Here is a 15716-nt window from a genome sequence, read left to right on the forward strand (position 1 = left end):
CAATTTCGGGAAAAGCCTAAAATTTAATTTATTGTTATTTATCATATATATAAATCCATTTATTAAACCAATATCTGGAATAAAGACGACGTGGCGGCATAGTACACAAAGCACTTAAAAAATACTGACTATCCACCTTAACTTATCTTTTTATCTTACTGAAAAGATTGAAGAAGTTTTCCGTGCTGGCCTCTTCGACTTCTTTGACGGACAGCCCCTTGAGTTCGGCGATTTTTTCGGCCACATGGACGACCAAGGCGGGGTGATTCAGCTTTCCCCTGTACGGCACAGGAGCCAGATAGGGCGAATCGGTTTCGATCAGCAGACGCTCTAGCGGCACCTTGCGCGCCACTTCCTGCAAATCGCTTGCGCTCTTGAAGGTAACGATGCCGGAAAAAGAAATATAGAAATTCATGGCCATCGCAGCCTGGGCCACATCCCAGCTTTCGGTAAAGCAATGCATGACGCCCCCCGCATGCTCGGCATGCTCCTGGGCCATGATGTCCAAGGTATCTTTGCTGGCCGAGCGGGTATGGATGATCAAGGGAAGACCTGACTGACGGCTGGCGCGGATATGAATGCGAAACCGCTCCCGCTGCCAGTCCAGCGGCTCTTGCAAACGAAAGTAATCCAGCCCGGTTTCCCCTATGGCGACCACCTTGGGATCGACGGCGCGATCAAGCAAGTCCTGCACGGATGGTTCGAGCACGTCGGGATAATCGGGATGCACGCCCACTGAGGCGAACAAATGCGGATGCGGGCGCACCAGCTCCATCAGGCCGGGCCAATCGTCCATATTGACGCTGACTACCAGCGCATGTCCCACCTGGTTCTGACGCATTTTGGACAAAACCTCGTCCAGGTTCTGGGCCAGTTCAGGAAAATTGATATGGCAGTGTGAATCGACAAACATAAGGAATGCAACTATGAAGCGCGTCGACAGGCTTGGTGCAGCCTGTCCAACGCATGATGAATATACAGCTTGGCATTCAGTGGGTGACTACCCAGTGCCTTTTGCTGTCCCAGCCATTTAATGGCTTCGGCGACACTCGCCGGGCCGGCCTGGGCCGCCAGGGTATCGATACGCCCCTGCAGAGACGGGTAATATCGCGCCCCCTGTCCAAAACCGCTCAGTTGCAAATCAATGAACAGACGCTGCCAGTATTCGATCCACTGCACAGGCGGCAACTTTTCCAGCTCGTCAGCCAATGACAGGTCCGCCTGACGGCCCGCTTGCAATACGCCATCGAGCCAACGCGCCAGCCAGTCCGGGTAAGGCGCTTCCATCGCTTGACTGGCACGTAAGGCCAGCAAGGGCGACCCGCCCCAGGCATGCAGCCATTGATCGGCGTGCTCGACTCCCTGCTGGGCCAGCCAGTCGCGCGCCTGTACGGCCGAAGGTGCCGGCAAGGGTAGGCGTCGGCAACGGGACAGCAAAGTCGGCAAGAGCCGGTCGGGCGCATCGGCCACCAGCAGAAACACCGTGTGGGCAGGCGGCTCTTCCAATACCTTGAGCAAAGCATTGGCGGAAATCAAATTCAGGGCTTGGGCGGGATACAGCACCGCCACCCGCCAGCCTCCCCGGTGCGTGGCCGTATTGAACCAGTGCTGCAATTGGCGCAACTGCTCCACCCGGATTTCACGCGATGGATTCTTGCGCGCAGCCGCGTCGGTGGCTTCGGCATCCGGGTTGCCGGCACCGTCTTCTTCCAGCGCCAGCGCATCGGGCCGCAGCAAACGCAAGTCCGGGTGATTACCGCCTCGCACCCACTGGCAGGCCTGACATTGCCCACAGGCCAGACCCTGCTTGGGCTGTTCGCACAGCAGGCTGGCGGCGGCAGCACGCGCAAAATGCGTCTTGCCTGTGCCGGGCAGGCCATGAATCAGCCAGGCGTGCGCAAAGCGCTCTCGCTGGCCCAGCCAAGATTGGGCGGCAATTGTTTGCCAGGGATAGAAAGTCAGCCAGTCAGACACCAGTCTTGCCTCGGTTTACATGCAGAACGTCCCGTCTCGGACCGCAAAGTGCAGGCCTGAATGACAGAGCGGGACATATCCCATTGTAATATGAACGGTTAAAATGCCGCCCCACCCATCAAGGATGACGACGTGAGTTTGATGATAGGCCTGGCCGCCCGCGCCCGTTCGGGCAAAGACACCGTTGCCGGCATGCTGCTGGCCCAAAGCCCCTTGCTGGCGGCCTACGCCCTGGCCGATCCGGTCAAGATGGCCTGCGAAGTGATATTCGGGCTGACTCAGGCCCAGGCCTGGACAGACGATACGCTAAAAGAAAAAAACATTGCGCTGTGGGAACGCTCCCCACGGCAGTGCTTTCAATTGCTGGGCACAGACTGGATGCGCCGGCGCGACCCCGAGCATTGGCTGCGCCGCGCCCAACATCTGTTGCAATTTGGCCCGGGCACGCCCTGCAGCACCGCTAATCGCAGTGTGTGGGCACTGGCTCTGCACCCGCTCTACGGCATGGACCCACGCAGCCTGGACGACGGCGCATTGGCTGAACGGATCGACCCATTCTGGGGCCTCAGCCCGCAACAGGCGCAGCAGCATCTGCGTGCCCAGGTCCTGGACAGCTACCCGGATTACGAACAGCGCCGCGCTCGCCTGCCGATCGCCGCACCGTCACACACCCTTCCCGACATGAGTCAGGCCCGCTGTCTGCTGATCAAAGACATACGCTACGAAAACGAAGCCGATTTCATTCGCCGCCATGGAGGAGAGATTTGGCACATCGAGCGGCCCGGCAATCCGGTCATCAGCCAGCACTCGTCAGAATGGGGCGTGGCCCGACAGCCAGAAGACCGCTTGATTTTGAACAATGCCGGACTGCACGAGCTGGCCGCACAGGTGGCCCGTCAATGGGAATCGTTTACTGAACGCCACACGCTCTATTGAGAGCGCCCTGGCCGCAGCGCAGCACAGGCAACGCGGCCGATTGTGTCGGTCCTGCGCCAAGCCGACCATCGCATGCCCAGGCCCGAGCCTTGCACTATGTCCCGGCCAATTGCTAGCGATTCAGTATGTATTTGGCAACCGCGCGATTATGCGCGGCCAAATTGGCGGAAAACTCGCTGGTGCCGTCTCCGCGTGACACGAAATAATAAAAATCGTGCTTTTCAGGATGCAAGGTGGCCAACAACGATGCCTTGCCCGGACTGGCAATCGGGGTAGGCGGCAGGCCATTGCGCGTATAGGTGTTCCAGGGCGTGTCGGTCGTCAGATCGCGCTTGCGGATGCGGCCATCGTAGGCATCGCCCATGCCATAGATCACGGTAGGATCGGTTTGCAGGGGCATACCCACGCGCAGGCGATTGATAAAGACCCCGGCCACCCGCGCCCTGTCCTGGCTGTGGCCGGTCTCGCGTTCTACGATAGAGGCCAGGATCAAGGCCTCGTAAGGGGTTTTCAGGGGCAGGTCAGGATCGCGATCGGCCCAAAGCTGCTCCAGCAGTTCCTGCTGGGTCTGAAAGCCACGTCGCAAAATATCCAGATCTGCCGTACCCGGCACGAACACGTACGTATCAGGATAAAACAGGCCTTCGGGATGGGTCTGCTGCGCGCCCAAACGCTCCATCAACTCCTGATCGGTGGTTTGCGCCAAGGTCTGGGCCACCTTTTCGTTCGCCGCCAGTGCCTCGCGTATGCGCTTGTACGTCCAGCCCTCAGGAATGGTCAGACGCGTCTGCAGCATATTGCCGCTGGACATGCGTTCCATCAGCATCCAGGGAGTATCACCACGCACCGCCTCGTAGGCCCCTGCCTGCAGCGTGGTGTCCAGCTTGGACAAACGCGCCATCCAGACAAACGCGTCTGCGTGGATGTCGATGCCGGCCTGCTGCATGCCAAGCGCAATGGCGCGCGGGCCGGCACCGGCCGGCACCACATAGTCAACACGCTCGGCCTTCATGGGCACAGCTTGCTTCTTGGCCCAATACCAGGCACCGCCGCCAGCCGCCCCGGCACCGACAATGACCAGCACAAGCAGGGCAGAGAAAATTTTAAGGGTCTTATTCATGGGTGGCGTATTGTAAACAGAATGGGGCCAAACGTCGCCAGACGGATAGTCGCTTGTCGTTCGCAAGTGGTAACAGGGTTTAGCGATGCATGTCCACTTAGACCTTGGCTCGACGGGCCTGACGCATACGGGGCCAGTCATACCCTGGTCGTGCTGCGGGTATCGTGCCTGTTCCCTGTCTTGGACGGTATGATTGAAGATTGTACTTTTATGCCCGTTCAGCCATGACCGAAACAACTGTTTCCCTTTGCTATGCCCTGCCTGAATTGGCGATTATCCAATTCCAGGGCGCGGATGCCGTCGCCTTTGTGCACGCCCAGGTCACCAACGATCTGGAACATTTACCGCCAGAGCGCGCCTGCCCGGCAGCCTATTGCAGCGCCAAAGGCCGCACTCTGGCCACGATGGTGCTTTGGCGCGCGCAGACCGATACCGTGCTGGCACTGGTGCGCCGCGACCTGGCCGAGGCCCTGGTCAAGCGCCTGCGCATGTTTGTGCTGCGCAGCAAAGTCCAGATATCCTTGCCCGACCTGCAGGTGCAAGGCATGACGGCACCCGATAGCGCAAGCACCTGCTGGGATGTCAGCCAACACCCTGATGCCACCCTGATCCAGGCCCCAGGTCTACTAGGCGGCGCTGCCCGGCACTGGCGCATCGGCACTACCGCCCTGCCCGCTCAAACCAATGCCAGCATCTGGGCCGCTGCCGACATCCAAGCCGGCCTGCCCTGGATAGGCGCGCCTGTTCAGGACATGTTCATCCCTCAGACCCTGAATCTGGATCTGATCGGTGCCATCAATTTTCGCAAAGGCTGCTATCCCGGACAAGAAGTGGTGGCCCGCAGCCACTATCGCGGCACGCTGAAGCGACGCATGGCGCGGGTATGCAGCGATGTTCTGGATGCGCCCCCTGTTGTGACCGAAGGCACCGATATCTGGCTGGCTGGCGATGACGCCGATGCCCCTGCCGCACGCGTCATTAACGCGGTCTGGGACCCAACTGGCCGAGAGCTCCATGCCTTGCTGGAAGTCCAGCTTTCGGATCTGACACTGGACGCGTATTGCCTGCAGGACGGAACAGCGCTGCACCTGCAGGCACTGCCCTACGCCTTGCCCGAGCTCAATCCCGCCCCCGGTACAGTTTAAGGATGCTGGAAAAGTCCTGCTTGTCGTGTCCTTGAGCGGCATGCAGGGCATACAAATTGCGAGCCAGCTCGCCCAGCGGCACGGCACTGTTCTGGCGCACGGCGGCATCAGCCGCCAGACCCAGATCTTTGAGCATCAAAGCCGTTCCAAAACCGCCTTGATACTCGCGCGAGGCCGGTACATCCGGCATGACGCCAGGCCAGGGGTTATACAGCTCGGTCGCCCAGTTACGGCCCGAGCTACGCGCAATGATGGAAGACAGTACCTGGGGGTCCAGACCATGCGCCACTCCCAGCGCCAGCGCCTCGGACGTGCCGGCCATCAACACTCCCAACAACATATTGTTGCAAATTTTGGCAACCTGACCCGCACCGGCCTGCCCCGCGTGGAAGATATTCTTGCCCATCGCCTCCAGGTATGGACGCGCCCGTTCTAACGCCGGTTCGTCCCCACCCACAATAAAGGTCAAGGTCCCGGCGGCCGCGCCTGCCGTGCCGCCCGACACTGGCGCATCCAGCATGTGCAGACCTCGCTGCCGGGCCTGAGCGGCAAGATCCTGGCTGACCTGAGCCTCTATGGTGCTGCAATCGACCAGCAACGCCCCTTCCTGAGCGCTTTGCAATAAACCCTGCGAACCTTCGTACACCTGGCGAACATGCCGTCCTGCGGGCAGCATGGTGAAGATAATCAGCGCCCCCTGAGCCGCTTCGCTGGCCGACGTGGCGCTGCGGGCACCGGCCTGGCGCAGTGACGCCATGCTGGATTCCTGCACATCGTAGACCTGCACGCTGTAACCGGCCTTGATCAGGTTCAGCGCCATGGGCGCGCCCATATGCCCCAAGCCGATAAATGCAATCGTATCCATACTGTCTCCTTGATGTAATTAGGCGTGGGCAGACGGCTCAGACGGCCGCTTCGCCCATACTTCGGCCCAGATCGGCCAGGGGATGATCCATCCCGGCGGGCCAGCTAGGCTGGAAAAACCGCGTTACCCACTGCGCATCGGCTTTCTCCAGGCTGTCCGGATTCCAGCGCGGCTGCTTGTCCTTATCGATCAGCAAGGCCCGTATGCCTTCCTGGAAATCGCCCTGCACCCCGCATTGCAGGGACACGATGTATTCCAGCCGGAATACATCCGCCAGGGACAGATGGCGCACCCGCTCCAGCAAGGCATGGGACAGGCGCGCCGAACCGGGTGAGCCCTTGGCAAACGTCTGGGACGCCCGCGCCAGCCAGGGGTCGGAGCTGTCGTGCCACGCCAGCAGGCCCTGAGTGATGCGCTCGAAGTCGCGCCCGGCGCACAAGGCACGCAACTGGGCATAGTGGCGCTCCAAAGGGCCAAGAGCGGCGTGGGCTGAACCGCGTACCTGATCAATGACGGCATACAGGCGTCGATCCAGCTGTTCGCGCTTGCCCTGCCAGTCCTGCTGCGTCAAGGCATCGAGCAAGGCTGGAAAGGCGCGATATGGCAAGAAAGCATCGGCCAGCCCCAAAAACAAGCAATCGCCTGCGTTGATCTGCGCACCGCTCAAGGCCAGAAAATGGCCGACGCCGGCGGGCAAACGCGCCAACATCCAGGTACCGCCCACATCGGGAAAAAGGCCGATGGCGATTTCAGGCATGGCAAATCGAGTACTGTCGGTGACCACGCGATGGCTGGCCCCATTGAACAAGCCGACCCCGCCCCCCATGACAATGCCGTCACCCCAACACAGCACGGGCTTGGGATACGTGTGGATCAGATAGTCCAGCCGATATTCGATATCGAAAAACTCGCGGGCGTACTGATTGTCCCAAGGCTGCCCGCCCTGGTTGGCCTGCATGCCGGCATATAAAGCATGCAGATCCCCTCCGGCACAAAACGCTTTGTCGCCTGCGCCCCGCAAAATCACCAACGCCACGGATTCGTCCTGGGCCCAGGTCTGCAATTGGGTCAGGAGCAGGCGGCACATCTCCAGGTCCAGTCCGTTCAGGGCCTGCGGGCGGTTCAGCGTCGCCAACCCCAGAACCTGCCCACCGGGGACGGCAACACGTTCGAACAATACGGAATCACTCATCGGATGTCGGCTCCTTGGTCAATAATGTGTCGGGCAATGATAACGCGCATGATTTCGTTGGTGCCCTCCAGTATCTGGTGTACACGGGCATCGCGCACCAAGCGCTCGACTGGGTAATCCTTCAAATATCCATAGCCACCGAACAATTGCTGCGCGTCCAGGCAGGCCTGAAACCCCAGATCAGTGGCCAGACGTTTGGCCATGGCGCAATAGGTGCTGGCTTGTTCGCTGCCCGCATCCAGATGAGAGGCCGCCAGACGCACCATCTGCCGGGCGGCAACGGTATGGGTCAGGATGTCGGCCAACTTGAACTGCAGGGCCTGGAACTGATCCAGGCGCTGACCGAACTGGCGGCGCTCCTGCATGTACTGGCGCGCGGCCTCGTAGGCCCCTTGCGCGGCTCCGACCGAACAGCAGGCAATATTGATACGCCCGCCATCGAGCCCTTTCATGGCCAGCTTAAAACCGTCGCCTTCGTTTCCGAGCAAAGCATGGGCCGGAACCCGCACGCGATCAAAACTGACGGGACGGGTGGATTGGCTGTTCCAGCCCATTTTCAGTTCCTTGCGCCCATAGCTGATACCGGCGGTATCGGCCGGCACGGCAAACGCGGATATCCCCTTGGGGCCGTCGCCCCCTGTGCGTGCCATCACGATCAGCAGATCGGTATCGCCCGCACCAGAGATAAAGGCTTTGCTGCCGCTGATGATATAGTCCTGGCCCTCGCGCTGCGCCCGTGTGCGCAAGGATGCCGCATCCGAACCCGAGCCCGGCTCGGTCAGGCAGTACGAAGCCAGTTTCAGGCCGGCGCTCAGGTCGCTGCCCCACTGCGCCTTGACGGCATCCGAGCCCCATCGGCCGACCATCCAGGTGGCCATATTGTGTATGGTCAGAAATGCGGCGGTCGAAGGGTCCACCGCCGCCATTTCCTCGAACACCAGACTGGCCTCCAACCTGCCCAAACCCAGGCCGCCTATGGATTCGTCCGCATACAAACCACAAAAGCCCAACTCACCCGCCTTGCGAAAGGCCTGGATTGGAAACTCCTGCTCCTGATCCCAGTGCGCCGCGTACGGGGCCAGCTCGCCTTGCGCAAATTCGCGGGCGGCTTGCGCGAAAGCCTGTTGCTCGTCTGTCAGTATCATGCCTGTCTCCTTGTTTTGCCTCACCATAATGCCAGCCGCCCCGCAAAGTTGTCATACCGATGACAATCGCGCGGGGCCGAACACACTAGCGAATTAAGCACTAACGGACAGAAGCTGGTCCGTTAAAAAGACAGGCGCGCGATCAGCGCGCAGCGGCGGCAGTCTTGCGACGCGGCCGGGCCGCCTTGGGCGCGGCCATTTTGTGGGCATAGCGCCGACGGCGCGATTCCATAGGATCAAACACCAGATCGCGGTAGATTTCTACGCGGTCCTGATCGCGCAAGAGCTGGTCAAGTTCGCAGCGTTGACCGAACACGCCGACCCGCAACGCCTCCGGTTCCTGAACCGGCAAGCCGCACTGTGCCAGACCGATGCCGACGTCTGCCTGGCGCAGCGCATCGCGCACGCTGCTTGCCGCCGGTAGCGTTAGCTGCGCGCGCCAGACCTGACTTTGGCTGGCGATAATGACCGTGACGGTCAGTTCAGTCACCGTAGACCTCCTGGGCCCGGCGCGTGAACGAGTCAATAAAACTGTTGGCGACCCGATTGAAAATGGGCCCCACCACCATTTCCAGCGCCCGGCTGGAAAACTCGTAATCCATGGTAAAGACCACTTTACAGCCGTCCGTGCCCAAGGCCGTGAACTGCCAGTCTCCGGTCAGGGCGGAAAAAGGTCCGTCGACCAAACGCAGGACAATATGCTTGGGATAGTCGTGTTCGTTACGGGTGGTGAAGGTCTGACGTATGCCGGCAATGCTGATGGTGACCGAGGCCTGCATGCCGTGTTCGCTGCGCTGCTGGACGCTGGCCCCGCCGCACCAGGGCATGAACTCGGGGTACTTTTCCACATCGGCCACCAGATCGAACATCTGCTCGCAGCTGTAAGGAACAAGGACGGATCGTTTAACTGTATGCATCAGGTCAGGTTAATAGATAGAATGTTCTGATTTTACAATCTAAGGCTGGCAATTGATTCATGAGCATTGTTGATAACCGCAAGGCAACCCACGAATACTTCATCGAAGAGCGCTTCGAGGCCGGGCTGGTACTGGAAGGCTGGGAAGTCAAGGCGATCCGGGCCGGCCATGTGCAGCTCAAAGAAAGCTATGTCATTGTGCGCGACGGCGAACTATACGTACTGGGCATGCACGTCAGCGCCTTGCCGACCGCCTCCACCCATATCCGCCCGGACGCCACGCGCACGCGCAAACTGCTGCTCAGGGCCGAGGAGATCCGCAAGCTGATCGGTAAAGTCGAGCAGCGCGGCTATACCCTGGTTCCTCTGAACCTGCATTACAAAAAGGGCCGCATCAAACTGGACTTCGGCCTGGGCCGGGGAAAGAAGCTGCACGACAAGCGCGACGTCTCCCGCGACAAAGACTGGAAGCGCGAACAGGAACGCCTGATGAAGCACGACACCCGCCGCAAGGCCCACGAATAAAACGGGCCGATCGGCCCGTTGTATCTTTTGTAATTAGTGTAATTTAACACGAGGTGCGGCCCGCTTGCTGAGCAAACGCCCCAGCGCCAGTGTGCCGGTGCGCAGCACGCCCAGCACCGCCATGTAGTGCATCAGGTGCAGGCTCATGTACATGATGCGCGCAAGCAGGCCCTCGACAAACCAGCTTTTGCCCGACAGCACGCCCATCAGGCTGCCCACGCCACGGCTGTGCCCAACTGACACCAGCGAGCCGTAGTCCTTGAACACAAACGGCGTATCGTCCAGCTCCTGACCCTGAATCAGCGCCCCCAGGCGCTTGCGCAGGTAATTGGCCTGTTGATGTGCCACCTGCGCGCGGGCGGGCAAGAAACCGCCTGTTTCATCTCCCCACGGCACTTGCGCGCAATCGCCCAGAACCAAAATATGCGGATCAGGCGTGCGCAGACAGCGGTCAGCCACCAACTGATTGATGCGGTTGACGGGCAGGCCCAACTGTGCCAGAAAGGCCGGCGCTTCGATTCCTGCCGCCCACACGCACAGATCGCTGGGAAACTGCGTCCCGTTGGCGTCTTCGATATGATCGGACTCGATGCGACTAACCCGCACCGAGGTGCGCACCGTGACGCCGCGTTGCTCAAGCAAGTGCTGTGCCGTGGCCGACAATTTGGGCGGCAAGGCCGACAAAATACGTTCTGCCCCTTCCAATAAGGTAATGCGCACTTCCCGTTCGGCCTCGTTGGCCGGAATGCCATAAAAGCTTAGGTCGGCGCTGGCTTCCAGCAGCTCAGCCGCCAGCTCCACGCCGGTTGCCCCGCCCCCCACAATGTTGATGTACAGGGCCGAGCCTTGTTCGCGGTCGCCGCGCCGGCTGGCGCTGATCAATTGATTTAACAATTTCAGGCGAAAACGCTCGGCCTGATGCGTGGAATCCAACGCAATCGCATGCTCGCGAGCCCCCTGCGTATTGAAAAAATTGGATTTGCTGCCCACTGCCATGACCAGCATATCGTAGGACAGTTCGCGAGCCGGAAAGACCTCCTCCTGATCCTCGCCCAGAACCGGGGCCAGGAACACACGACGCGCCTGCCTGTCTATGCCCAGCATTTCTCCCAGCACAAACGTAAAACCGCAATCGCGCGCCAGCATGAAGTACGACAAACCCTCGCGGTGGATGTCCAGCGTGCCGGCCGCCACTTCGTGCAAAGAAGGCTTCCAGATATGGTCGGTATCCTTATCCACCAGAAAGACGTGTTTTCGGCCAAACTGGCGTCCCAGCTTGGCGGCCAACTCCAATCCGCCTGCGCCGCCGCCTACGATAAGGACTTGAAAAGGCTGTGTACTGACCATGTAGAACTCCTGTGCTGATTCAAGATAGACACTAGCAGAATCCGGATCTATTGCTTTAAGCCAAAAGAGATAATAACTATAAAAGTTCCTTATCGCTTTATCGGTTGCCCCGCGAAAAAGGAAAGGGAATGGACATATCGCCTGGCGCACGTCAGATGGCTTTCATCAGGCATGCATATATTGCAAAAAATCAAAAAAAGACGCCTTTGCCACCCACACCGCCTGCCCTAGCCCTATACTCTGGCCCACCCTAATCGAGCGCACGCTGCTGCCGCGCCCTGTCCATACGGTATGGTTTATACTGTGCTGACTTAACCCTTATCTTTTACCAACCATGCATGACGATGTCCCCCGCAAGTCGCAACGCGCCACCCGCAAGGGACGCGAACGACGCGACAAGATCCTGGAAGTCGCCTCCGAGGTCTTTCGTGAGCACGGCTTCGAGGCCACATCCATGTCGCAGATCGCCGCCTTGGCGGGTGGCTCCAAGGGCACGCTCTACAATTACTTTCCGTCCAAGGAAGATCTGCTGCTGGCCACTTTGGTCAAAGGCGCGCAGGAGTTTGCCGAAGAAGTACTGATCGAGCTGGATGAAAACAGCGACACACGAACCGAACTAGGCCGTTTCCTGCCGCCCATGCTGCGCAAGCTGTACTCCAAGGAAACAGCGCAACTGTTGCGCGTTGTGGTTTCGGTCGGCGGCCATAGCGATATTGGGCGACGCTTCTTCAATATGCTGGACGATCAGATCTGGGACAGCGTTACGCGTTTTTTGGCCGGTCAGGTCGAGCGCGGCATGCTGCGCTCGCTGGACCCTAAACTGATGTCCGATCACCTGCATTGCCTGTGCGATGGGGAAATCATTACCTTGTTGATGGGTGCCATGGACCCTTGGGACGAAGAGCGCGTCCAGCGCGAAACCAAATACATCATCGACATGTTCCTGCGCGTCTACCAGATCGACCGCAGCTAAAACACAGCGGCCACAGCACGCCAAGAATCCCCTGTATTTAGCGAAGAACCCAATAAAAAACCCGCCAGCAAAGGCGGGTTTTTTGTGTCGCATCCGACCTGAAAGCACCGGAGCAAAACTTTCCCGGCCGGAACAAGCCAAGCCGGGATTTAAGCCGACATCAGGCGGTAGCCAGACGCTGCCAGGTATCCACAACGGTGTCCGGGTTGAGCGACAGGGACAGGATGCCTTCGTCGCGCAGCCACTGGGCCAGATCGGCGTGGTCGCTGGGGCCTTGGCCGCAGATACCCACGTACTTGTTCTGTGCCAGGCAGGCCTTGATGGCGCGGCTGAGCATGAACTTGACGGCTTCGTCGCGTTCATCAAAGTCGGCAGCCAGCAACTCCATGCCCGAGTCGCGGTCCAGGCCCAGAGTCAACTGGGTCATGTCGTTCGAACCGATCGAGAAGCCGTCGAAATGCTGCAGGAACTGGTCGGCCAGAATGGCGTTGGACGGTACTTCGCACATCATGATCAGGCGCAGGCCGTTTTCGCCGCGTGCCAGGCCGTGCTTGGCCAGCAAGCCGACCACGCGCTCTGCCTGACCCAAGGTGCGCACGAAAGGCACCATGATTTCCACGTTGGTCAGACCCATTTCGTCACGTACTTTCTTGAGAGCCTCGCATTCCATCTTGAAGCACTCTTCGAAGTCGTCCGACAGGTAGCGCGCAGCGCCTCGGAAGCCCAGCATTGGGTTCTCTTCTTCAGGCTCGTAACGCGAACCACCCACCAGCTTGCGATATTCGTTGGACTTGAAGTCCGACAGACGCACGATGACCGGCTTGGGGTAGAAAGCGGCCGCCAACGTGGCCACGCCTTCGGCCAGCTTTTCCACGAAGAAAGCACGTGGGCTGGCGTAGCCGCGCGCTGCCGATTCCACGGCTTTTTTCAGGTCGCTGTCCACATTGGGATAGTCCAGCACGGCCTTGGGGTGAACGGCGATATTGTTGTTGATGATGAACTCCAGACGCGCCAAGCCGATACCGGCGTTGGGGATCTGGCAGAAGTCGAACGCCAGTTGCGGGTTGCCCACGTTCATCATGATCTTCAGGCCGATCTCGGGCATCTGGCCCCAGCTGACCTCTTCGATCTCGGTATCGAGCAGACCGTCGTAAATGCGGCCTTCGTCGCCCTCGGCGCAGGAAACCGTGACTTCCTGGCCTTCCTTGAGCACGTCGGTCGCGTTATTGCAACCCACGACAGCAGGAATGCCCAGTTCGCGGGCAATAATGGCAGCGTGGCACGTGCGGCCGCCACGGTTGGTGACGATGGCCGAGGCCAACTTCATGATGGGCTCCCAGTTGGGGTCCGTCATGTCAGTCACCAGCACGTCGCCGGGTTTGACCTGATCCATTTCGGAGGCATCGGCCACGATGCGCACCTTGCCCGAGCCGATCTTCTGACCAATGGCGCGGCCCGTGACCAAAACGTCGCCGGTGGCTTTCAGGCGGTAGCGCTCCTGCACATCGCTGCTGGCCTGCTGGGACTTCACGGTTTCGGGACGGGCTTGCAGAATGTAGATCTTGCCGTCGATGCCGTCGCGGCCCCACTCGATGTCCATGGGACGCTGGTAGTGCTTTTCGATGATGGTGGCGTAGCGGGCCAGTTCGATGACTTCTTCGTCGTTCAGCGAATAGCGGTTGCGCTCGGACACGGGCACATCCACGGTGCGCACGGCATGGCCGGTGCTGCGGCTGTCGTCAAACTCCATCTTGATCAGCTTGGAGCCGATGCGGCGGCTGATGATGGGGTAGTGGCCCGAGGCCAGCGTTGGCTTGTAAACGTAGAACTCGTCCGGGTTGACGGCACCCTGCACCACGGTTTCGCCCAGACCGTAGGACGAAGTGATAAAGACCACATCCTTGAAGCCTGATTCGGTGTCCAGCGTGAACATCACGCCGGCGCTGCCCTTGTCCGAACGCACCATGCGCTGGATACCAGCCGACAGCGCCACTTCGGCGTGGGCATAGCCTTTGTGCACGCGGTACGAGATGGCGCGGTCGTTGTACAGCGAGGCGAACACGTGGTGGATTTTTTCCAGCACTTCGTCGATGCCCACCACGTTCAGGTAGGTTTCCTGCTGACCGGCGAACGACGCGTCCGGCAAGTCTTCGGCTGTGGCCGAGGAACGCACGGCAAACGAACCCTTGCCGTCGGCGTCCAGCTGGGCGAAGGATTCGCGCACGGCTTTTTCGAATTCGGCAGGAAAGGGAGTATCGATGATCCACTGGCGGATCTGCGCACCGGCGGCAGCCAGTTCGCGCACATCGTCGGCATCCAGAGTGCTCAGGCGTTCGGCAATCCGCTGATCCAGGCCATTGCTCTTGAGAAACAGACGGAAGGCGTCGGCCGTGGTGGCAAAGCCACCGGGAACGCGCACGCCCACATCGGCAAGCTGGCTGATCATTTCACCCAGCGAGGCGTTTTTGCCGCCCACCGAATCGACGTCCGTCATGCGGAGCTTGTCGAATGCAATTACGTAAGACATAAGTCACCTTAATAGAAAAAAAAGCGTGTTTGCTCAAGGCATGCGCGCGTGTGCGCCTGTCTGTTGTGCATGCCTTGGGCAAACCAGCCTTTTGATCATCGCCCCGCCTGGACGGTTAAATGGTAATCTTGCAAATTGTACCGTTTCCCGAGCATTGTGCACGACTTATTCCATGTCATCCTCTCCTATCGAGCGCACCGTCTTCGTCGTCTCCGACAGCACGGGCATCACCGCTGAAACCTTCAGCCACTCCGTCCTCTCGCAATTCGCCCAGTTCGAGTTCCAGGCCATCCGCATCCCTTTTATCGATACCATCGAAAAAGCCCAGTCCGTGGCCGAACGCATCAACCACTGCGCTCAGGAGCAAGGCCAGCAGCCACTGGTGTTCAGCACACTGGTCGACCCCAAGATGGCGCACATCATCGGTGCCTCCAATTGCACGTTCCTGGATCTGTTTGGTGCCTTTGTGCGTCATATCGAGCGTGCCTTGGGCGTTAAATCCAGCCGCTCGGTGGGCCGTTCGCATTCGGGCGGAATGTCGAAACGATACAACAATCGCATCGAGGCCATTAACTTCAGCCTGGCCCACGACGACGGTCAGTACGTCAACGGGCTGGAGCAGGCCGACGTCATCCTGGTCGGCGTGTCGCGCTGCGGCAAAACCCCCACCAGCCTGTATCTGGCCATGCAATACGCCGTCAAGGCCGCCAACTACCCCCTGATTCCCGAGGACTTCCAGCGCGGCACCCTGCCCGCCACGCTGGCCCCCTACCGCAAAAAGATCTTTGGCCTGTCCATCCATCCGGATCGTTTGGCTGAAGTGCGCAACGAACGCCGCCCGGACAGCAAATACGCCTCCATCGAGCAATGCCGCATGGAAGTGGCCGAAGCCGAACGCCTGATGCGTATGGAGGGAATCACCTGGCTCTCCACCACCACCAAGTCCATCGAGGAGATTTCCACCAAGATCCTGGACGACGTGGGCCTGGACCGCCGCACCTACTAAGCCTGTCGGGGCAAAGCGGCGTTTGACGGGCTTTTCCCCACAGCC

At 59.8% G+C, this 15716-nt stretch carries 15 protein-coding genes; 5 read left to right on the top strand and 10 right to left on the bottom strand.

The genetic code is table 11. The features are described 5' to 3' along the window. Positions 1-142: 142 nt before the first annotated feature. Both AADW57_RS09555 and holB read right to left on the bottom strand, forming a co-directional pair. Entirely contained in the window at positions 143-913 is a 771-nt protein-coding gene (locus AADW57_RS09555) for a TatD family hydrolase (protein ID WP_341666664.1), read from the bottom strand. Between the two features lie 11 nt (positions 914-924). Beyond that, the gene (gene holB / locus AADW57_RS09560) at positions 925-1974 is read right to left on the bottom strand and encodes a DNA polymerase III subunit delta' (RefSeq protein ID WP_341666665.1); all 1050 of its coding nucleotides are present in this window, start codon (positions 1972-1974) and stop codon (positions 925-927) included. Between the two features lie 141 nt (positions 1975-2115). Between holB and AADW57_RS09565 the strand changes: the two genes are divergently transcribed. Next, positions 2116-2910 (top strand): deoxynucleotide monophosphate kinase family protein, encoded by a 795-nt coding sequence (locus AADW57_RS09565; RefSeq protein WP_341669684.1) that lies wholly within the window; start codon positions 2116-2118, stop codon positions 2908-2910. 112 nt (positions 2911-3022) lie between these two features. Here AADW57_RS09565 and mltG read toward each other — a convergent pair whose 3' ends face one another. Further along, positions 3023-4030, bottom strand: a complete 1008-nt coding sequence (gene mltG / locus AADW57_RS09570; protein WP_341666666.1) for an endolytic transglycosylase MltG — start codon at positions 4028-4030, stop codon at positions 3023-3025. A gap of 224 nt (positions 4031-4254) precedes the next feature. Here mltG and ygfZ point away from each other — a divergent pair, with 224 nt between their 5' ends. Then, complete coding sequence (gene ygfZ, locus AADW57_RS09575; RefSeq protein WP_341666667.1) at positions 4255-5175, top strand: CAF17-like 4Fe-4S cluster assembly/insertion protein YgfZ; 921 nt, start codon at positions 4255-4257, stop codon at positions 5173-5175. On the opposite strand, the gene mmsB is transcribed toward ygfZ, so the two are convergent. From mmsB to AADW57_RS09600, 5 genes are all read right to left on the bottom strand, one after another. Further along, entirely contained in the window at positions 5150-6040 is an 891-nt protein-coding gene (gene mmsB, locus AADW57_RS09580) for a 3-hydroxyisobutyrate dehydrogenase (RefSeq protein ID WP_341666668.1), read from the bottom strand. The two genes, ygfZ and mmsB, sit on opposite strands and share 26 nt — an antisense overlap. 37 nt (positions 6041-6077) lie before the next feature. Next, positions 6078-7232 carry an enoyl-CoA hydratase/isomerase family protein gene (locus tag AADW57_RS09585; RefSeq protein WP_341666669.1) on the bottom strand — a complete coding sequence of 385 codons (1155 nt, stop codon included), beginning with the start codon at positions 7230-7232 and terminating at the stop codon, positions 6078-6080. Continuing rightward, a complete protein-coding gene (locus tag AADW57_RS09590) occupies positions 7229-8377 on the bottom strand; it encodes an acyl-CoA dehydrogenase family protein (RefSeq protein ID WP_341666670.1) in 1149 nt (382 codons plus the stop codon). Before AADW57_RS09590 ends, AADW57_RS09585 begins: the two co-directional genes overlap by 4 nt. A gap of 142 nt (positions 8378-8519) precedes the next feature. Further along, a complete protein-coding gene (locus AADW57_RS09595) occupies positions 8520-8867 on the bottom strand; it encodes an RnfH family protein (protein WP_341666671.1) in 348 nt (115 codons plus the stop codon). Beyond that, positions 8860-9294 (bottom strand): type II toxin-antitoxin system RatA family toxin, encoded by a 435-nt coding sequence (locus tag AADW57_RS09600; protein WP_341666672.1) that lies wholly within the window; start codon positions 9292-9294, stop codon positions 8860-8862. Before AADW57_RS09600 ends, AADW57_RS09595 begins: the two co-directional genes overlap by 8 nt. 59 nt (positions 9295-9353) lie before the next feature. On the opposite strand from AADW57_RS09600, the gene smpB reads away from it, so the two are divergent. Further along, a complete protein-coding gene (gene smpB / locus AADW57_RS09605) occupies positions 9354-9818 on the top strand; it encodes an SsrA-binding protein SmpB (protein ID WP_341666673.1) in 465 nt (154 codons plus the stop codon). 33 nt (positions 9819-9851) lie between these two features. Here the strand turns inward: smpB and AADW57_RS09610 are convergent, their stop codons facing one another. Further along, complete coding sequence (locus tag AADW57_RS09610; RefSeq protein WP_341666674.1) at positions 9852-11165, bottom strand: NAD(P)/FAD-dependent oxidoreductase; 1314 nt, start codon at positions 11163-11165, stop codon at positions 9852-9854. Between the two features lie 334 nt (positions 11166-11499). On the opposite strand from AADW57_RS09610, the gene AADW57_RS09615 reads away from it, so the two are divergent. Further along, a complete protein-coding gene (locus AADW57_RS09615) occupies positions 11500-12138 on the top strand; it encodes a TetR/AcrR family transcriptional regulator (protein WP_341666675.1) in 639 nt (212 codons plus the stop codon). Between the two features lie 160 nt (positions 12139-12298). Here the strand turns inward: AADW57_RS09615 and ppsA are convergent, their stop codons facing one another. Further along, positions 12299-14665, bottom strand: a complete 2367-nt coding sequence (gene ppsA, locus AADW57_RS09620; protein ID WP_341666676.1) for a phosphoenolpyruvate synthase — start codon at positions 14663-14665, stop codon at positions 12299-12301. A 172-nt stretch (positions 14666-14837) separates the two neighbouring features. Here ppsA and ppsR point away from each other — a divergent pair, with 172 nt between their 5' ends. Continuing rightward, positions 14838-15671: a posphoenolpyruvate synthetase regulatory kinase/phosphorylase PpsR gene (gene ppsR / locus AADW57_RS09625; RefSeq protein ID WP_341666677.1), complete on the top strand. Its 834-nt coding sequence runs from the start codon at positions 14838-14840 to the stop codon at positions 15669-15671. The last annotated feature ends 45 nt before the right edge of the window (positions 15672-15716 follow it).

Origin of the sequence: Alcaligenes sp. SDU_A2 (assembly GCF_038237375.1) — a bacterium.
In the GTDB taxonomy this organism is placed as follows: Bacteria; Pseudomonadota; Gammaproteobacteria; order Burkholderiales; family Burkholderiaceae_B; genus Alcaligenes.